Source organism: Trichothermofontia sp. (assembly GCF_053493415.1).
The window spans coordinates 1-17,553 of sequence record NZ_JBRCAD010000191.1; the positions used below are offsets into that span (position 1 = coordinate 1).

At 54.1% G+C, this 17,553-nt stretch carries 19 protein-coding genes; 7 read left to right on the forward strand and 12 right to left on the reverse strand.

Features of this window, described 5'->3' with window-relative positions; genetic code table 11:
- From ACWIUF_RS16790 to gndA, 4 genes are all read left to right on the forward strand, one after another.
- On the forward strand, positions 1–2,705 hold a 2,705-nt coding region (locus tag ACWIUF_RS16790; RefSeq protein ID WP_448573674.1), incomplete at its 5' end, for a response regulator.
- 29 nt (positions 2,706–2,734) lie between these two features.
- The gene (locus tag ACWIUF_RS16795) at positions 2,735–3,127 is read left to right on the forward strand and encodes a response regulator (protein WP_448573675.1); all 393 of its coding nucleotides are present in this window, start codon (positions 2,735–2,737) and stop codon (positions 3,125–3,127) included.
- On the forward strand, positions 3,120–4,904 hold the full coding sequence (locus ACWIUF_RS16800) for a diguanylate cyclase (RefSeq protein ID WP_448573676.1): 1,785 nt from the start codon (positions 3,120–3,122) through the stop codon (positions 4,902–4,904). Before ACWIUF_RS16795 ends, ACWIUF_RS16800 begins: the two co-directional genes overlap by 8 nt.
- 198 nt (positions 4,905–5,102) lie before the next feature.
- Positions 5,103–6,536: an NADP-dependent phosphogluconate dehydrogenase gene (gene gndA / locus ACWIUF_RS16805; RefSeq protein ID WP_448573677.1), complete on the forward strand. Its 1,434-nt coding sequence runs from the start codon at positions 5,103–5,105 to the stop codon at positions 6,534–6,536.
- Between the two features lie 94 nt (positions 6,537–6,630).
- Here the strand turns inward: gndA and ACWIUF_RS16810 are convergent, their stop codons facing one another.
- From ACWIUF_RS16810 to ACWIUF_RS16835, 6 genes are all read right to left on the reverse strand, one after another.
- Positions 6,631–7,455, reverse strand: a complete 825-nt coding sequence (locus ACWIUF_RS16810; RefSeq protein WP_448573678.1) for a PhzF family phenazine biosynthesis protein — start codon at positions 7,453–7,455, stop codon at positions 6,631–6,633.
- A 395-nt stretch (positions 7,456–7,850) separates the two neighbouring features.
- Positions 7,851–8,570: a M48 family metallopeptidase gene (locus ACWIUF_RS16815; RefSeq protein ID WP_448573679.1), complete on the reverse strand. Its 720-nt coding sequence runs from the start codon at positions 8,568–8,570 to the stop codon at positions 7,851–7,853.
- Between the two features lie 48 nt (positions 8,571–8,618).
- Positions 8,619–8,774 (reverse strand): ParE family toxin-like protein, encoded by a 156-nt coding sequence (locus ACWIUF_RS16820; protein WP_448573680.1) that lies wholly within the window; start codon positions 8,772–8,774, stop codon positions 8,619–8,621.
- 113 nt (positions 8,775–8,887) lie between these two features.
- Positions 8,888–9,109, reverse strand: coding sequence for a hypothetical protein (locus tag ACWIUF_RS16825; RefSeq protein ID WP_448573681.1), 222 nt, complete (start codon positions 9,107–9,109; stop codon positions 8,888–8,890).
- A gap of 38 nt (positions 9,110–9,147) precedes the next feature.
- Entirely contained in the window at positions 9,148–11,655 is a 2,508-nt protein-coding gene (locus tag ACWIUF_RS16830; protein WP_448573682.1) for a CHAT domain-containing protein, read from the reverse strand.
- Between the two features lie 42 nt (positions 11,656–11,697).
- The gene (locus ACWIUF_RS16835; RefSeq protein WP_448573683.1) at positions 11,698–12,333 is read right to left on the reverse strand and encodes an Rpn family recombination-promoting nuclease/putative transposase; all 636 of its coding nucleotides are present in this window, start codon (positions 12,331–12,333) and stop codon (positions 11,698–11,700) included.
- Here ACWIUF_RS16835 and ACWIUF_RS16840 point away from each other — a divergent pair.
- Together ACWIUF_RS16840 and ACWIUF_RS16845 are read left to right on the forward strand one after the other, a co-directional pair.
- Positions 12,332–12,553, forward strand: a complete 222-nt coding sequence (locus ACWIUF_RS16840) for a hypothetical protein (RefSeq protein ID WP_448573684.1) — start codon at positions 12,332–12,334, stop codon at positions 12,551–12,553. The genes ACWIUF_RS16835 and ACWIUF_RS16840 overlap by 2 nt on opposite strands.
- Positions 12,553–12,981, forward strand: coding sequence for a putative toxin-antitoxin system toxin component, PIN family (locus ACWIUF_RS16845; protein ID WP_448573685.1), 429 nt, complete (start codon positions 12,553–12,555; stop codon positions 12,979–12,981). The genes ACWIUF_RS16840 and ACWIUF_RS16845 overlap by 1 nt, the downstream gene beginning before the upstream one ends.
- A 52-nt stretch (positions 12,982–13,033) precedes the next feature.
- Here ACWIUF_RS16845 and ACWIUF_RS16850 read toward each other — a convergent pair whose 3' ends face one another.
- The 5 genes from ACWIUF_RS16850 to ACWIUF_RS16870 all read right to left on the reverse strand — a co-directional run bounded on the left by ACWIUF_RS16850 (position 13,034) and on the right by ACWIUF_RS16870 (position 15,574).
- Positions 13,034–13,786 (reverse strand): DUF2887 domain-containing protein, encoded by a 753-nt coding sequence (locus tag ACWIUF_RS16850; protein ID WP_448573686.1) that lies wholly within the window; start codon positions 13,784–13,786, stop codon positions 13,034–13,036.
- The gene (locus ACWIUF_RS16855) at positions 13,783–14,340 is read right to left on the reverse strand and encodes an AAA family ATPase (RefSeq protein ID WP_448573687.1); all 558 of its coding nucleotides are present in this window, start codon (positions 14,338–14,340) and stop codon (positions 13,783–13,785) included. The genes ACWIUF_RS16850 and ACWIUF_RS16855 overlap by 4 nt, the downstream gene beginning before the upstream one ends.
- A gap of 5 nt (positions 14,341–14,345) precedes the next feature.
- Positions 14,346–14,933, reverse strand: coding sequence for an AAA family ATPase (locus tag ACWIUF_RS16860; protein WP_448573688.1), 588 nt, complete (start codon positions 14,931–14,933; stop codon positions 14,346–14,348).
- 75 nt (positions 14,934–15,008) lie between these two features.
- Positions 15,009–15,221: a DUF6887 family protein gene (locus tag ACWIUF_RS16865; protein ID WP_448573689.1), complete on the reverse strand. Its 213-nt coding sequence runs from the start codon at positions 15,219–15,221 to the stop codon at positions 15,009–15,011.
- Positions 15,218–15,574 (reverse strand): DUF6888 family protein, encoded by a 357-nt coding sequence (locus tag ACWIUF_RS16870; RefSeq protein ID WP_448573690.1) that lies wholly within the window; start codon positions 15,572–15,574, stop codon positions 15,218–15,220. Before ACWIUF_RS16870 ends, ACWIUF_RS16865 begins: the two co-directional genes overlap by 4 nt.
- 165 nt (positions 15,575–15,739) lie before the next feature.
- Here ACWIUF_RS16870 and thiC point away from each other — a divergent pair, with 165 nt between their 5' ends.
- Positions 15,740–17,131, forward strand: coding sequence for a phosphomethylpyrimidine synthase (gene thiC, locus ACWIUF_RS16875; protein WP_448573691.1), 1,392 nt, complete (start codon positions 15,740–15,742; stop codon positions 17,129–17,131).
- A 193-nt stretch (positions 17,132–17,324) separates the two neighbouring features.
- On the opposite strand, the gene ACWIUF_RS16880 is transcribed toward thiC, so the two are convergent.
- Positions 17,325–17,553: hypothetical protein (locus tag ACWIUF_RS16880; RefSeq protein ID WP_448573692.1), on the reverse strand; the 229-nt coding region annotated here is incomplete at its 5' end.

Consider the following 17,553-nt stretch of genomic DNA (forward strand, 5'->3'; position numbering starts at 1 on the left):
CCGCTACCCCTACGGCCCCTCACCCCCGCGAAGCTGCCTATCAGGCCCTCCTCAATGACACGTTGATCATGCGCATTGATCGGCAGGGGGTTTACCAAGACTACGTGGTGCCACCAGGCTTTGACGCCATTGGTACCCCTGCTACTGTGATTGGGCGTCACCTGCGCGAATGCTTACCGCCGGATCTGGCCCAGGCCCGTTTGACCCAAATCCACACTGCCCTAGCCACCGGCACGCTGCAACAGAGCGAGTATCATTTAACGATCGCCGGCAAGCGCCATGACTATGACGCCCGCATGGTCCCCTGCGGACCCGATGAAGTCCTGATCATGGTCCGGGATATCAGCGAACAAAAGCAGACGGCGGCAGCCCTAGAGACCGTCGAACAGACCTACCGTAGTATTTTCGACAATGCTCTTGAGGGTATTTTCCGAACAACGCCAGCAGGCCAATACCTGAGCGCGAACCCGGCCCTCGCCCGGATTTATGGCTACGACTCCCCCGCCGAACTCATGGCCGCGTTTACCGATATTGCCCATCAGCTTTATGTTGTGCCGGAGTGCCGTCAGGCGTTTATCCACCAGATGCAGACCCAGGGGTTTGTCGCCCGGTTTGAGGCCCAAGTCTATCGTAAGGATGGCAGTGTGATTTGGATTGAGGAGCACGCCCGGTCTGTACGGAATGCCAATGGCGAACTTTTGTACTACGAAGGCATGGTGCAGGACATCACCCAGCGTAAACAGGCGGAAGCTATCCAGGCGGCCCATGCCCAAGCATTACAGCAACAGCAGGCCGAATTGGCCCAATCCCTTTCCATCCTGCAAGCGACCCTAGAAGCCACTGCCGACGGTATTTTGGTGACCGATTGTGCCTGGAATGTGGTGAACTACAATCAACAATTTGTCACTATGTGGGGTATCCCAGCGGCCATTTTGGCAACCGGTAGCCGTGAGCAGGAATTGAATTTCATTTTGGAACAACTGAAACAACCCGAAACGTTCCTAAGCTGTACGCTGGATTTGGAGAATGCTCCCTATGCCCAGGGCCAGGATCGGTTTGAGTTGAAGGATGGTCGAATTTTTGAACGCCATTATCGCCCCCAATGTGTGGCCGGGAAAGTGGTGGGACGGGTCTGGAGTTTCCGTGATATCACGGAGCGGACGCGCATTGAACGGCTAAAGGATGAATTTGTTTCGATGGTCAGCCATGAATTACGCACCCCCCTCACTTCAATTCGTGGGTCCCTGGGGCTGATCCTGGGGGGGGGTTCCGGTGAATTGCCCGATCAGGCCCGGATGCTGTTAGATATTGCCTATAAAAACAGTGAACGGTTAATCACCTTAATTAACGATATTCTGGATGTTGAGAAAATTGAATCGGGGCGGATTGATTTCAATCTGCAATCCCTAGAACTGCCCCCCTTACTCACCCAGGCGATCGCCACGAACCAAACCTACGGTGAACAGTTTCAGGTGCAGTTTGTCTTAACCGAGGCGGTGCCCTGCCAGGTGAAAGCCGACCCCGATCGCCTGATGCAAGTCCTTGCGAATTTGCTCTCCAATGCGGCTAAATTTTCCCCAGCGGGCAGCACGGTGGCGGTGTCAGCCCAATACCTGACGACCGCTCCCCCCTGGGTGCGGGTTGCCGTGCGCGATCATGGCCCCGGCATTCCTCCGGAATTTATACCCCGGATTTTTCAAAAATTTGCCCAGGCCGATTCCTCGAATACGCGTCAGAAGGGCGGTACGGGCCTGGGGCTGAGTATTAGCAAGGCGATCGTGGAGCGGTTGGGCGGCAAGATTGGTTTTGACACCGCCCCCAACGTGGGCACCACGTTCTACTTTGATTTGCCGCTGTTGACTGAGGTCCCAACGCCGACAAGCCCACCGGTCCTAGCGCCCTCCCACCGCTCGCGCCTTTTGATCTGTGAAGATGATCCCGACATTGCCACCCTCCTGCGCTTGATTTTGCAGCAAGGGGGCTTCCACTGCGACATTGCCCAAAGTGCCGCCGAGGCCAAGCAACACCTAGCCCAACAAGCCTACGACGCCATGACCATTGATCTGGTATTACCCGACCAGGATGGCATTTCCCTGATTCGTGAAGTGCGATCGCAGTTTCCGGCAACAGATCTGCCGATCGTGGTGGTCTCGGCCCAAGCCCAAGCGGGACGGCAGTCCCTCCAGAACGGGGGGTTAGCCGTGATGGAATGGCTAGAGAAGCCGATCGACCACCAACAATTGCTCAGCGTTGTCCAGCAAGCCGTAGCCCAATCATCGGCACACCGCCCTAGAATTTTGCACGTTGAGGATGATCCGGATATTTTGCAAGTCACCGCTGTGATTTTGCGCGATCTGGCTGAGGTCGTCGCTGCTCCCAGTCTGGCCGCTGCCCGACAACACCTTCAGGCCCAATCCTTTGACCTCATTTTGCTGGATTGGACCCTGCCTGATGGTTCAGGACTGGAGCTACTCGGTGATCTGCGCCAATGGGTCACCACGGTGGCTCCGGCTCCGGCCATCACGGCACCGCCCCCTACCCCGGTGGTGATTTTTTCCGCCCAAGATTTGGATGCCGAAGCTGCCCATCAGGTGGCCGCGACCCTGGTCAAGTCTCGGACCTCTAACCAGGAATTACTCCAAACCGTTCAAGCTCTCGTCGATAGCAGTGCGCTGCCGACGCCCCCGCCCCCAGCGGTGACCTAAGGTATTCTTGAAGTTGACTGAACGCTCCTATGGACACGCCTCCCCTAAACCGCATCTTACTGGTTGAAGATGATCCCGATATCCAGGTCATTGCCCGCCTCAGTTTGGAATCGGTCGGGGGATTCATCGTCGAACTCTGTGGTTCGGGCCGGGAGGCGATCCAAACGGCACCCAGTTTTTTGCCAGATTTAATTCTCTTGGATGTGATGATGCCCGACATGGATGGACTGAGTACCTTGCAGGCCCTGCGCCAAATCCCAGCCCTTGCCGCCACCCCGGTCATCATCCTGAGTGCCCGCGTCCAAACCCACGAGGTGGAGCATTACCGCCAATTGGGGGCGTTGGAGGTGGTGGCCAAGCCCTTTGATCCGATGCAACTGCCCGCAACGATTCGCCAGATCTGGGTTCAGGCTCATGGATAAGGCATTTCTTGAATTCCAGGAACAACTGGCGGCCCTGCGCCAAACCTATGCGGACCAAATTCTGGATAAGTTTGGTCAAATTGAAACCGTGTGGCAGCGGGTATTGCGGCAACAGCACCAGTCCTATGCGACCCTCTACCAACTCACCCACCGGATGCGCGGATCAGGGGCCACCTTTGGCTTCCTGGAACTCAGCCAGGTGGCCCAGCAGCTAGAGGAACAGTTTAAGCGCCTGTCGGCGGTGGGAACAGCGACACCGGAGCAGATTGAGCAGATTAATCACCTGTTGGCCGAACTGAAGGCGATCGCCCAGCAATCCTTCCAGGCGGCGGCGAGTACCCAGCCCACTAACCTGCCAGAAACCTTTGGCCGGGAATTTATCAAGCGTTTGTTCCAAGCGAGCGCGACCCTGCGTCCCCCGCAGAAGGATCAAGTCTTGCCCAATAAGCTGATTTTCCTATTGGAGCCGGACCCCCAAACGGCCCAGGATCTCAGCATCCAGATGAACTACTTTGGCTATCAAGTCCAACGCTTTGCCGATTTGCCTGCCCTGGAAGCCGCTCTGCAAACCACCTTACCCGATGCCTTAATTCTGGATGTGGCCCTATCAGAGGTGCCTGACTTGACCACAACTGATGAGACGGTGGCAGACTTCGCATCCCTCGGACAATTGCCTCCCAGCGCACCCACCCATCCCCCCATTTTGTTTATCGCCGATCACGAGGATATGAACGATCGCCTCAAGGCCGTGCGGGCGGGTGGGGCGGCCTACTTCACCAAACCCGTTGCGATTAGTACCCTGGTGGATCAACTGGATCACCTGACCGCTGTGACGGCTTTGGAACCCTATCGCATTCTGGTGGTGGATGATGAGCCAGAACAGGCTGACTATTATGCCCGGATATTGGAAGTGGCGGGGATGCGCAGCCGTGTGGTCACAGACCCGATGCTGGTGATGCAGGCATTGGGAGAGTGGGAAGCCGATCTCATTCTTATGGATATGCACATGCCCGGTTGTACGGGATTAGAGTTGGCGGCGGTGATCCGGCAGCAGCCCATTTATGTCAGCACCCCGATCGTGTTCCTGTCGATCGAAACCGACTTGGATCAACACCGGGCTGCCATGCACCAGGGTGGGGATCAATTCCTGGTCAAGCCGATTCCGCCGACGGATTTGGTCATTGAGGTGATGGGTCGGGTACAGCGATCGCGAATTTTACGCTCATTGATGGAGCGCGACAGCCTCACGGGCTTACTGAAACACACGGCCATTAAGGAACAATTGCAACTGGAGATTAAACGGGCGCAACGGCAGCGATCGCGATTAGCCTTTGCCATGCTGGATATTGACCACTTCAAGCAGGTGAATGATAGCTATGGCCATGCGACCGGGGATCAGGTTCTCCGCAGCCTCTCCCGGCTATTGCAGCAGCGTCTGCGCCGGACCGATGCGATCGGGCGCTATGGGGGCGAAGAGTTTGCCATCATTTTGCCCGATACCACCGGAGAATCCGCCCATCGGGTCCTGGATGAAATTCGGGATGGCTTTGCCCATATCCAGCACCAGGGGCGGGATACGGGCACCAATCGCAGTCGTGAGTTTGCCGTAACCTTTAGTTGTGGCATTGCCACTTTTCCCACCTATACCGAAGCCAGTTGCCTCAGCGATGCGGCGGATCGTGCCCTCTATCAAGCCAAAGGCCAGGGGCGCAACCGGGTTGTCCTGGCGAATCCAGTTCTGCTCCCCCCGTGGCAGGGGGTGTCCCCCCCGTTTTAGCTAAACCCTCGTCAGCTTGGCGGCAGCCATCTCAACCTTGTGTGCGGGTAGTCGTCCCCTGGTTTTCAGCCGTGGGATGTCTGCTTCTTAATCTCTTCTTCCAGGAGCCATTTTGGGGATCGGGCTACCCTGGGAAAGGATTCTCCCGCAAGAATTCTCCCTGTTGTTGATTGTTGGCAAAGTTTTGGTAGAGGGGTTATGGCACAACAAAGTTTTGGGTTGATTGGTTTAGCCGTCATGGGCGAAAACCTGGCGTTGAACGTGGAGCGCAATGGCTTTCCCACAACGGTCTACAACCGCAGCTACGAGAAGACGGAACAGTTTATGACCACCCGTGCCCAGGGGCGCAATTTTGTCGGGGCCAAGACGATCGCAGAATTTGTAGCTTCTCTGGAACGCCCTCGCCGGATTCTGATCATGGTCAAAGCCGGGAAACCGGTGGATGCGGTCATTGACCAGTTAAAGCCCTTGCTGGATTCCGGTGACATTATTATTGACGGTGGTAACTCGCTTTATGAAGATACGGAGCGCCGCGTCCAAACCTTGGAATCGGAAGGCTTGCGGTTTATCGGCATGGGGGTCAGTGGGGGCGAAGAGGGTGCCCTCAATGGACCGAGCTTGATGCCGGGGGGAACGGAAGCGTCCTACGAGTACTTGGCTCCGATTCTCACCAAGATTGCGGCCCAAGTCGATGATGGTCCCTGTGTTACCTACATTGGACCGGGAGGGGCGGGCCACTACGTTAAGATGGTCCACAATGGTATTGAGTATGGCGATATGCAGTTAATCGCCGAAGCCTATGATTTGCTGCGATCGATCCTGGGGTTGAGTGCCCAGCAGTTGCATGAGGTCTTCAGCGAGTGGAACGCGACCGATGAGTTGAACTCGTTCCTGATCGAAATTACCGCCGATATTTTCCGCTACGTCGATCCCGACACCCAAAAACCCCTGGTGGATTTGATCCTCGACTCGGCAGGCCAAAAAGGCACGGGCCGTTGGACAGTGGTGACGGCCCTAGAGCAGGGGGTGCCGGTCCCCACCATTACAGCGGCGGTGAATGCCCGCATTATGTCGGCCTATAAGCAAGAGCGGGTTGCGGCCTCCCAGCAGTTGGCTGGACCTACGGCTAAGTTTGATGGGGATGCGAAGGCGTTTGTGAATAAGGTGCGGGATGCGCTCTATTGTTCCAAGATTTGCTCCTATGCCCAGGGGATGGCCCTCCTTAACAAGGCGTCCCAGGATTTTAATTACAACTTGAATCTGAGTGAAATTGCTCGGATTTGGAAGGGCGGTTGTATTATCCGGGCGGGGTTCCTGAATAAGATTAAGTCGGCATTCCGGGAGCAACCCCAGTTGCCCAACCTGCTGCTGGCCCCGGAGTTTAAGCAAACGATTCTCGATCGCCAGCAGGCATGGCGTGAGGTGTTAGTCGCCGCAAACACAATGGGGATTGCGGTTCCGGCCTTCAGTGCGTCCCTGGATTACTTTGACAGCTATCGCACCGCTAGCTTGCCGCAAAACCTGACCCAAGCACAGCGGGATTACTTCGGTGCCCACACCTACGAGCGCACGGACAAAGCGGGTAGTTACCACACGGAATGGACTGAAATTCCCGAAGTGGCGGCACGGTAGTGGGTCGGCTTGACGGGCGAGACGCCTCGCTTATGGCCCTGTGTACAGGCTGAGGATCTTGCCCGGCTGCTAGGGCGATCGCTCTAGCTTGCTCCTACCCTGCGGCGATCGGAGCCAATTCTGCTCGCATCACGGTGACGGCTTGACCGCTGAGGTAGACCCGATCGCCACCGTCATATTGCACTTTGACGACTCCCCCACGGGGGGAGGCCTGGTAGGCCAAAAATTGATCTTTGTGAAGCCGATCGCGCCAGTAGGGGGCCAAGCAACAATGGGCGGCCCCGGTGACGGGATCTTCGTTAATGCCTAAACCCGGTGCAAAGAAACGTGACACGAAAGCAAATCCTGATCCCGCTTCGGCCTGGCTGGTGACGATCACCTTCGCGAGCGGTAAGGTTGCCAGCAAACCAAAGTCCGGTTGTAACTGACGCACGATCGCCGCATCGGCTACTTCAATGAGGTAGCCTAGGGAATTTTGATAAACCGCGATCGGGGTGCAGCCCAATGCCTTGATTAAGGCGGGCGGCGCATTAACGGGGGTGGAGGCTGTGGCGGGGAAGTTCAGTTCAATCCAATCACCGCGACGGGTGGCAGTTAACAGGCCGCTTTGGGTATGAAACTGGGCTGGGGTATCACGATCGAGGTGACCTTCACTCCATAGGACATGGGCTGTCGCCAGGGTGGCATGACCACAGAGGGGAACTTCCGTGGTAGGCGTAAACCAGCGCAGGCTAAAGCCATCAGCTTGGGGCAGGACAAAAGCTGTTTCCGATAGGTTCATTTCCTGGGCTACCTGCTGCATCCAGCGATCGGATTTGGGCATCGTTAGCACGCAGACTGCCGCCGGATTACCTGCGAAAGGCATATCAGTAAAGGCATCAACTTGAATAAGGGACTGGGGGACAAGGGATGGGACCATGATTCGGGTTCCTCGCGATCCAGGGATGAGGGAGACTCAGTAGCTCGAAAAATAACTGTGGGGCAGGCAGGATGCCTACCCCCAAGACAGCCAAGGCTATCCCAGGTTCAATTTGTGATCGACTGAGACTGCCTCTCCAGATTAGCCAGTGATCGCTGGAGAGCACTACACCAGATCGGGTGAATCGGCTTGACTAGGACAGCTAGCCCCGATCGCACGCCCCCTACGCTCATGAGGTGACTAGCTCCGGTTTTCCATTCGTGTAGCGTCTCCCGTCTCCGCTGGAGCATCTACGGGTCTGGTTCAATCCCTAGGGCACTTACTGGGCAACTCGGCAATCGGCCCGTATTGGTGCCTAGGTAGCGGCTGCTTCTGGGGTATCGATAGTACGGAAGTTAACTGAGCCACTGGGGAAGCAAGCGATCGACTTTTTTAAGCTCTTGCTTACAGACATGATAATTCGGTTCCAAATGGGCAACTAAGGCCCAAAAGTCAGGCGAGTGATTGAGGTGAACCGTATGACAAAGTTCGTGAATCAACACATAGCGAACTAACGCTTCTGGCAGAAAGAGTAACTTGTAATTGAGATTAATTGACTGACGACTAGAACAACTCCCCCAGCGCGTCTTTTGTCCCCGAATACTCACATGCGTAAAGGGTAGCTGATGGGTACGGCTGAGATCCAACAACCAAGGAGCCAAATGGATATAGGCTTTGCGTTTTAACCAGCTTTCCAAGACCCGCTGACATAGTGCCCGATCGCTCGTCGCCCCCTGCAACAACAACCGATTCCCCAATTGCTCCTGAAGCGAAATTCGTCCCATCGCCGTCGCCACATAATGCACTGACCAGGTTTCCGCGATCGCCAAGAGAGAAATGCGATCGGGTAATGGACAAATCACCTCACGCGATTGATCATCCTCAACGGCAAACCGCTGTAAATGCTTTGCGATCCAGGCTTGTCGCTTACGCAGAATCGCCGGAATTTGCGCCACATCATAGCCGATCGGCACCACCACCTCCAGGCCATGCTGACGGGATACCCGCAGATTCACATACTTAGCCCGTTGGCTATAGCGGAGTGTGTAGTTCGGGAGGGGAGGCGAAGGGAACATAATGACCTAAATTAAGGAATCTCTATAGGAGACTCACTACTATAGTATCTATAGTTTTTTAAGCAATTTATCATACTCACTATGTGACCCGATCCAAAACCAAACAATGGTATCTGCTGTTTTCGCGACACCGACGGCCCGCCAACCTAAGCCTATTCTGACAGAATACAGAGGTCCTTGTGTATTGAGTTTCTTGAATTCCAAACTCGGATGAGTGGGATTTTACTTCCAAAGACGATAATTCTTGCGTGCAGTCTGCTTTACCCTGTCAGGTAACAGCGCAAAACACTTGAGAAAGTCCTCAGTTAGCTCTGACTTCATATCTCGTCGAAGCCCATATTTTTGGTTTTGCCCTGGGAAGCCTCCTGTAAAGCTTTACGGGCGAGTTCGTCCAGAAGCGGTGATAAAGGTTGGGATAAAGTCTTTTGCCACTGAAGCTCGTTCTCGATATCTTCAAGGAGTTGCTGAGCTAGTTCATCTTGTAGATAGTCTGGGAGGTTTTGTGCCTTGTTAAAGGCTTCTAGAAGTAGCTGAGTCATAACTAAATTCTCCAGCAGAGTGTTTTCTTAGATTCAATTTATAACCAATTACCCACCAGGATAAACGCTGCCCAATAATAGGGACTCCGGAACCGTTCATCTTGTAACACACTTAACTGCGCCTGCCGCAGCGCTCCCACCTTTGTTTGTTGACGATTTGCCAACTCCTGATATAGACGGCGCATCATCAAACTCGTTGCCTCATCACTCACCAACCACAGCGACGCGATCGTACTTCTTGCCCCTGCTCGCACCGCCACCCCGGCGAGACCGAGCGCCGCCCGATCGTTCCCCCGTGCCGTCTCACACGCGCTAAGAACCAGTAACTCAATCGCCGTTTTACGATCCAATGCTTGTCCCCGTAGGAATGTATCTAACTCCTGGGCAGTAATCTTGCTATCCCAGGTCAGAACAAACGTATCCGATGCCTCCGAGCTAAATTGACCGTGGGTTGCCAAATGCACGATCGGGTAGGGCCGTTGTCCCAGGATTTGCTCAAAACCCGTCGCTGTGAAGGCTTCATTAAACAGGGTTTGACTGGGAACTTCCGTCGCGATCGTCTCCAACTCCACCGCCACTCCCGGTAACGGTTCAAACCCCTGGCGAGCCTCACTCAGACCCGCTGCCAACACCTGCAACCGTTGTTCTGTCAGCGGACGGGAATCCAGCAAATACAACCCCGGAGCCACGGCAATGTTGTACTGCTCCAACAGGAAACGCTCCCCATCCGACAGCGCCGCCATCGGGATATTGCGCATCACACTGTCCAGCACAAACACCAGCGTTTCCACGCCACTGGCTTCCAGGTCCGCCGCTGCTGGACGAATCAGCCAGTCATAGACCTGCGTGAACGGCTCACTAACACCCTCCAGCCGATCGAGCATATCTAGCCGAAAATTGAGAATCACCTCACCCACGTCGGTCTGGGGAATTGCCGTTGTGTACTGGCGCAACGGTTGATTAGGCAGGGCCAGGATCACTTCCAGGCGATCGGGCAAAATAATCGGATAAAACACCGCCGCCTTCGGGTCAAGGCGATCAATATCACGGGGTTGGGCATCCACACAGGCATCCCGGAAAAAGTTATCCAACTCCGCCACCTGGAGCGATTCAATCACCTGACGGGCGCGATCGAGATTCGCCTGACTGGCCAGTACGGTCTGTCCTGCTGCATCCACCGTTGGCTGTAACAACAATCCCACCAATTGCCGATAGATCGGCTCCACCTGTTCCCGGAAGGAATACTGCACATCGGCACTAATGGCCGCCAAATCACTGCGCAACCCTTGCAACGTATTCACCGCCTCGTTATAGGCCGCGATCGCCCCTGGGTGATCGCCCTGCACCTTCAGAAGCCGGCCCAATTGCCACTGCCAGCGATAGGCAATCTCCGATGCCCCGATCGCTTGAGCGATCGCTAACGCCTCCTGAGTAACCCGTTGCGCCGCCTGCCACTGCTGCGCACGTTCATAGACTTCCCCCAACCCACCCAAGGCATAGGATTGGGAGCGACGATCGCCCAGTGCGGCTGCCTGTTGGGCCGTCGTGATTAGCAACGGGGTTGCCCCTGGACTCCCTAGGCGCATCTGGCTATGGGCCAGGTTAATCCGCGCCATCAAGGTCGATCGGGTTGTCGGCCAGTGGGCTAAGGCTTGGGTTACCGTAGGCAACAGGGCACGGGCATCATCGATTTGGTTGAGATCAATTAGCAAGGCCAGTTGGTTCAATTGGGCCTGGACCTGTTGCAGCGGAAGCGGTGCGATTGCTGCCGCCTGTTGATAGAACCCTAGGGCCTCCTGGGGACGGTTAGCCGCCTGGGCCGTATTTCCCAAACTCAACAACGTGGCGCTGATTTCAGTGGGTAATTGCGCCTGTTCCGCCAAGGCTAGATTGTCCTGCAAAACCGCACGGGCGCGATCGAAATTGCCCAGCACCCGTAGCGTATTCCCCAGCGATCGGCCCCCGGTCACCTTTAATGGGGGATCAGCCACCGTAGCTAGGGTATCTTGGACCTGGGCGAGAATGCGCAGGGCTTGACGGTATAACCCCAGGGTTTGCAGTGCTTGGGCCTGGTTAATTTGTCCTTGGAGCAGTAGGGAAGTTAGATCAGCCGTTTGGGCGAGTTGGGTGGCTTCCCGCCAGGTAGCATAGGCGGTTTCCGCATCGCCGTGCCGGAGTTGCAATTGCCCCTGGATCATGAGGGCCTGGCCTAACAGATGAGGTGGGGTAGGCGATCGTTTGAGGATTGCCACACTGTCCGCGATCGCTCTTTCCGCCTGGGAGAACTGCCCTAATTCCTGGTACACCAGTGCTAAGTTACTCAGGGCTACCGCTTGCTGGGTACTGTTCGCGGCAGTGGTTGCGATCGTTTGTTCCAGGGCCGTGACCGCTTCGGTATAGTGCCCCGCTTCGTAGAGAGCTTGGGTAGCATCCAGGGGCCAGACCCGTTGGCTGCGACCGAGGGTGAAACCCAAGACCAGCAGGAGTCCCAAGCCAAATAGTAAGAGGCTGCGGCGTCTGGACTGTCCCCATCGTTGTCCTTTCATTATCACCTGATCCCCCTGGCACTTGGATTAAATCTTGTGGGACTAGCAAAGAGTTTTGAAGCTTGAATTGAATCTTGTGGGATAGCCATCTCGGCTGCCTCGCAGGTGGGATAACGTTGCTTGGGAGCGCCGGATTGGTATTTTTCGAGGTGTCATCGTCGTGATCCATTCCATGATGCCACGAGTATCGGACAGGAGGGCGGGCAGTTCTTGTTCAACCCGTGCCATGAGCGATTCTCCGGTGGAGACGCTACGCGATCTCGCTGTTGCCGGTGCTTGCGTTTCCTTGAGAATGGTCAGCACCATTAACGCGAGACCAATGGGCAAATCTGCCGGTGGTCCCAATTCATCCAGGTAGATCCGGTGGACGTGGTGGCTATCGAGGAGGACTTGATAGGGGGCGCGATCGGTCTGTTCGGTGCTGCGGGAGGGGTAGATGACAATGGCGTACCAGTCGGAAAATCGATCGCGGTTTTGGTAGAAGAAGAGGCAGGATTCGCTAAAAAGCCGTTCGTAGAGGCGATCGTCTTTCTGGAATTGGGCTTCGCAGAAGCAGATGATGCCGGGTTGTTCGCCTTGGGGCGGCAGGAAAACGCCATCGATTTCACTGCTTGGGAGGGGTATCCTAGGATAAACCCGCTTGGCTTTTTGATAGACAGTTGGGTTAGGAGATCGCATGTTAGCTAAGTTGACCGATCGAAACCAGTTGACGTTACCGGCGAGTGTGACACGGGCAGTGGGGGATGCCGAATACTTTGAGGTAGCGGTGGTGAATGGGCAGATCATTCTGACTCCCGTGGTAATGGGTCGGGCGGATGCGGTAAGGGCAAAGTTGGCCGAGATGGCGTTAAGTGAGCAGGATGTAGCCGATGCGGTGGCTTGGGCACGGCAGGTGTGATGGCTGCTTTGCGGGTGGTGATGGATACCAATGTTGTTGTATCGGCATTGATATTTGGGGGGAAGGTCGGACAATTGCGATCGCTCTGGCAGGCTGGGCGGGTTATTCCTTTGGCATCCCAGGTGACAATAACGGAATTGACGCGGGTGTTGGCTTATCCGAAGTTTCGATTAACACTTGCGGAGCAGGCGGATTTGTTGGCGGATTATGTGCTGTTTTGTGAATCGATCGCGGTGCCGGATGAGTTACCCAATGTGCCGGAATGTCGTGATGCGTTTGATATGCCGTTTTTAGGGTTGGCGATCGCGGGGCAAGCAGATTATTTGGTGACGGGCGATCGCGACTTGCTAAGTTTACGGGATGGATTTGTTTGTCCCATTGTGACGATAGATGAACTTTTAGTCGTGATGGAAACCCGGTCTTTTTAGTCATGCCGCCTGGGTTTAGTGCCAGGGTAGGGGCGATTCTTCGGTGGAGGCGCTACGCGAGCGCGTACCAATCAGAAAATTGATCGCGGTTTTGGTAGAAGAAGAGGCAGGATTCGCTAAAGAGCCGTTCGTAGAGGCGATCGTCTTTTTGGAATTGGGCTTCGCAAAAGCAGATGATGCCGGGTTGTTCTCCCTTGGGCGGTAGGAAAACCCCATCGATCTCGAATTTGGGTTCTTTGACGGCGACGGAGGCAAAGTGATAGGCGGCGGCGTTGGCGGGGGGATCGGGGAGGAGGTCGGCCAGGAGGGCAGGGCATTGCTGGAAGATTTGGTAGAAGAGAGAGTCGCGCCGCGGCACAATAGCATCGCGGAGATTACGCTTTTTGGATTTCCTAGTCAAGTCAATCAAGAGACGTTTAGGATCAGGAACGGAATCTAAATCATCAGGAATTAGGTTGATTGAGATGCCTACAAACCTTGCAAATGCCTCGCGATGGGCGAGTAGCCAAGCTTCAACTTCTGTCACGGCAACTCGAAAAATCAGATTGGGATGTTTTGCAGCAGATAGCCACTCAGTCAGGATAGCGAGTGGACATTCATATCGATCCAGATCCGTTAGCACTAAATAGGGCGAACCTTTAGCCGCGTGATTTATCCCCGGAAGAATCCGCTTGAGATAACCATACCCTTGATGTTTTAGACACATGCCAACTGCAAAAGGACGCTGAGATTGTTTGAGAATCTCTTTCAAAATTGCTTCACTGAGATCATCTTCAACGGCTAAGTTGATCGGAATATCCGTCATCTGAATAAGCCCAATTGCTCAACTTGCGCAGGGGTTGCACGAGGTAAAACTGCATCCGCGATCGTCAGTCCCCCTTCAAGCAATATGCTAATCTCTTGAATAGATGATGCAACTTCAACTTGCGTTCCCTCAGCAGTTGGTGTCATCAGTAAAACTTCCTCACCTGCAATACTGGCATCTGATAATAAATCAGCACTGTGAGTCGTTAGTATAATCTGTCGCTTTTTAGTTTTCTGTAAACGATAGATTAAAGCAGGTAACTTAGCAACAATACTAGAATTCAACGATAGTTCAGGCTCTTCCAGTAGGAGTAGGGAGTCACTTTCTAGCAGTGACCATAGCAACCCAATTAAACGAAGTGTGCCATCAGAAAATTGATCTTCCCGTTGTTTACCTGCTCCTGGTCGCCAATGTTCATAAACTGCTTCTAAATGGGGAATACCCATCTCATCTTTAATGTCAGTCAATTGTTTTAACTGCGGGACTGCAATTTTTAAGGCGTCCTCAATTTTCTTTAAGCGAGAACGACGAGCCTTTTCCGGAGTTTTAATCACTCGTTCTAAAAAAAACTCCTACCAAACGGATCGCCTTTAATATTTGGACCACTAAAAGCATCAGGATATCGTAATAGTTGAGGTACTAAATGTAGGTACAAAATTGATTCAAAAAACTTAGAAATCTCTCTAAACTCTGCATTGGAATTGATCTGTTCTAAATATGTTTGAGTTAATCGCAAGTTATCTTTTTCATCGGCTGAATTAGGACGATTGATTAGCTGCTGCCCATTTTTATAAACTCGCTCATAGGAGAGAATAGGTTCATTTTGTCCACCCTTTCTTTGCTTGATTCCAATACCATAGATCCAAGTCGGCTCAACCAGATCATTTTCTGATAGATACACTTCTATTTCTACATCAGGGCACCGTCTTGCTGACAGACATCTGATTTTGGATAATCCCCCTCGATCTCTGATTGCTTTTTGTAAGCCGCCACCATCACTGACGAGATCTCTTAAGAATCTTAAGGCATCAAGAAAGTTCGATTTGCCACAAGCATTCGAACCCACGAGAAAAACCCGATCCCTTAACGTAACATCTACCGCTCGAAAGTTTCGCCAGTTCTTTAAGCGGATACGACTAATAATCATTACTTACTCACTCAATACCATTGACATCACAGTTTTGTAACACTGAGGATTCAATTGGCCATATTCAGAACATCGTTACTCACTCTGCTTCAGTTTCGCTCTGAGGATCGCTTCTACCTCGCTTTCTGGATTCTCTAGGTCAAAGGGATAGGGTTGACGGGGTGCATTGGGATCACGGCGGCTCATCAAAACTTGCAATGCTACCCGGAACGCTTCCTCATCATTGCGATGCTCTGACAGATATCGCTTCAATTCCGGTGTCGTCAGGTTATCCAGATTTTGCATCATAGAACAAAGTCCCAAATTCCCTCTTCATCAATTATGAGTGCAATTTCGTCAGTAGTCCCAGCCTGAATGTAAAGCGTTCTTAATTTTTGATCATAACGAAAGACCTGAATGGGCTGGTACATATTCGAGAGCAACTGACAGATAAAAATCGCCGTATTGGCTTGCTTCTGAGTTGGCAAACTGAAGTCCCCAAGACACATCAGCCGGTAGTTTATCAGATGTCGCCTTTTGTCATACAAGCACGGAATCCCGATCGCTCCCACCTCCCATGATACTGGGCACCCAAGCCGATCGCGTCTCCTTCTAACCCGATCGCGCCCTCCCCAGACAAGGATGCTACAATCAACAGCCATAGCTAGGGGTGCCTGGGCAACCGGGCTGAGATTACACCCTTAGAACCTGATACCCGTTTGGAGCTTGGATTTCAGGAGCCTTGGAGCCTCCAGCCAGGGCCTCTCTCTAGCGGGTGCGTCTGGGTAATACCAGCGGAGGGAAGCTGTTCCTTGAGGAAACTTAATATGTTGCGTACAGACTGGATCGCGAAACGGCGCGGGCAAGCCAACGTGTCGCAAATGCACTATGCTCGCCAGGGTATCACGACCGAAGAAATGCACTACGTCGCCCAACGGGAAAACCTCCCCCCCGATCTGATTCGGGAAGAAGTCGCCCGTGGCCGCCTGATTATTCCTGCCAACATCAACCATCCCAACCTGGAACCGATGGGGATTGGCATCGCTACCCGCTGTAAAGTCAACGCCAACATCGGCGCATCCCCCAACTCCTCCGACCTGGCTACTGAAGTCAGCAAACTGCAACTGGCGGTGAAATACGGAGCCGATACCGTTATGGACCTGTCCACTGGCGGCGGTGACCTCGACGCGATTCGGACGGCCATTATCCAAGCCTCCCCCGTCCCGATCGGGACTGTGCCCATCTACCAAGCCCTGGAAAGCGTGCATGGCGCGATCGAAAAACTTACCCCCGACGACTTCCTGCACATCATCGAAAAACACGCCCAGCAAGGCGTAGACTACATGACCATCCACGCCGGGATTCTGATTGAACACCTGCCCCTGGTGAAAGATCGGCTCACCGGCATCGTCTCCCGTGGCGGCGGCATCATCGCCCGTTGGATGCTCCACCACCACAAGCAAAATCCCCTCTACACCCACTTCCACGACATCATCGAGATCTTCAAGAAGTACGATGTGTCCTTTAGCCTCGGCGACTCCCTGCGGCCCGGTTGCACCCACGATGCCTCCGATGCCGCCCAGTTGGCTGAACTGAAAACCCTGGGGCAACTCACCCGCAAAGCTTGGGAGCACGATGTCCAGGTCATGGTCGAAGGTCCCGGCCATGTGCCAATGGATCAAATCGAATTCAACGTGCGCAAGCAAATGGAGGAATGCTCCGAAGCGCCCTTCTACGTCCTCGGTCCCCTCGTCACCGACATCGCCCCTGGGTATGACCACATCACCTCCGCGATCGGGGCCGCAATGGCCGGTTGGTATGGCACCGCCATGCTGTGCTACGTCACCCCCAAGGAACACCTGGGTCTGCCCGATGCCGAAGACGTGCGCAACGGCCTAATCGCCTACAAAATCGCCGCCCACGCCGCCGACATTGCCCGTCACCGTCCGGGTGCCCGCGATCGCGATGATGAACTCTCCCGTGCCCGCTACCACTTCGACTGGAACCGCCAGTTTGAGTTATCCCTCGACCCCGATCGCGCTCGCGAATACCACGACGAAACCCTCCCGGCAGACATCTACAAAACGGCAGAATTTTGCTCCATGTGCGGGCCGAAATTCTGCCCCATGCAGACCAAAGTCGATGCCGAGGCCCTAACTGAGTTGGAGAAATTCCTGGCTGCTCAAGATGCGGCCAAGGAACCTGCTCTCCAAAGTTAGAAAGAATGCGATCACCCTGATCGGAAATTAGGGATTAGGTTAGTGAAGAGAGCGGCAAGGATGCCTCTTAAGGGCACCCCGAAAATATACATTTTGCGCTCACAGGTAACGTAATCTCGTCAATTGGGGCAGTTCAACTGCCCCAATTTCGCATTAGTCGAAGTGTCCTTAAAAAACTGATCCTTGCTATGATTCAGATGTATTTAAAGGAAGTCTTCAGGGTAGAGAAGCCCTGATTACCAGTTAGTTGGCGCTGTTGTTGTAGTAGGAGTTGTTGTTGGATTTCGGGGTTGAGGGGAAGGCCACGATCGGGGTCGCCCAGGAATTCAAGCAACAGTTCTTCCACAGTTGTCCTGATCAGGGTGTGTAGTTGCTCAACGGTCAGATCTTGGAGCGACAGATCGCTGGGGGCAGGGTTGGGG

What these genes read in the sequence shown, in the direction of transcription:
- ACWIUF_RS16825 (WP_448573681.1), bottom strand. Translation starts at nt 9,109, where the DNA reads ATGACTCAGCTACTTCTAGAAGCCTTTAACAAGGCACAAAACCTCCCA.
- ACWIUF_RS16845 (WP_448573685.1), top strand. Translation starts at nt 12,553, where the DNA reads ATGGCTGCTTTGCGGGTGGTGATGGATACCAATGTTGTTGTATCGGCA.
- thiC (WP_448573691.1), top strand. Translation starts at nt 15,740, where the DNA reads ATGTTGCGTACAGACTGGATCGCGAAACGGCGCGGGCAAGCCAACGTG.
- ACWIUF_RS16870 (WP_448573690.1), bottom strand. Translation starts at nt 15,574, where the DNA reads ATGGCTGTTGATTGTAGCATCCTTGTCTGGGGAGGGCGCGATCGGGTT.
- ACWIUF_RS16795 (WP_448573675.1), top strand. Translation starts at nt 2,735, where the DNA reads ATGGACACGCCTCCCCTAAACCGCATCTTACTGGTTGAAGATGATCCC.
- gndA (WP_448573677.1), top strand. Translation starts at nt 5,103, where the DNA reads ATGGCACAACAAAGTTTTGGGTTGATTGGTTTAGCCGTCATGGGCGAA.
- ACWIUF_RS16860 (WP_448573688.1), bottom strand. Translation starts at nt 14,933, where the DNA reads ATGATTATTAGTCGTATCCGCTTAAAGAACTGGCGAAACTTTCGAGCG.
- ACWIUF_RS16800 (WP_448573676.1), top strand. Translation starts at nt 3,120, where the DNA reads ATGGATAAGGCATTTCTTGAATTCCAGGAACAACTGGCGGCCCTGCGC.
- ACWIUF_RS16810 (WP_448573678.1), bottom strand. Translation starts at nt 7,455, where the DNA reads ATGGTCCCATCCCTTGTCCCCCAGTCCCTTATTCAAGTTGATGCCTTT.
- ACWIUF_RS16835 (WP_448573683.1), bottom strand. Translation starts at nt 12,333, where the DNA reads ATGCGATCTCCTAACCCAACTGTCTATCAAAAAGCCAAGCGGGTTTAT.
- ACWIUF_RS16815 (WP_448573679.1), bottom strand. Translation starts at nt 8,570, where the DNA reads ATGTTCCCTTCGCCTCCCCTCCCGAACTACACACTCCGCTATAGCCAA.
- ACWIUF_RS16865 (WP_448573689.1), bottom strand. Translation starts at nt 15,221, where the DNA reads ATGATGCAAAATCTGGATAACCTGACGACACCGGAATTGAAGCGATAT.
- ACWIUF_RS16850 (WP_448573686.1), bottom strand. Translation starts at nt 13,786, where the DNA reads ATGACGGATATTCCGATCAACTTAGCCGTTGAAGATGATCTCAGTGAA.
- ACWIUF_RS16830 (WP_448573682.1), bottom strand. Translation starts at nt 11,655, where the DNA reads ATGAAAGGACAACGATGGGGACAGTCCAGACGCCGCAGCCTCTTACTA.
- ACWIUF_RS16840 (WP_448573684.1), top strand. Translation starts at nt 12,332, where the DNA reads ATGTTAGCTAAGTTGACCGATCGAAACCAGTTGACGTTACCGGCGAGT.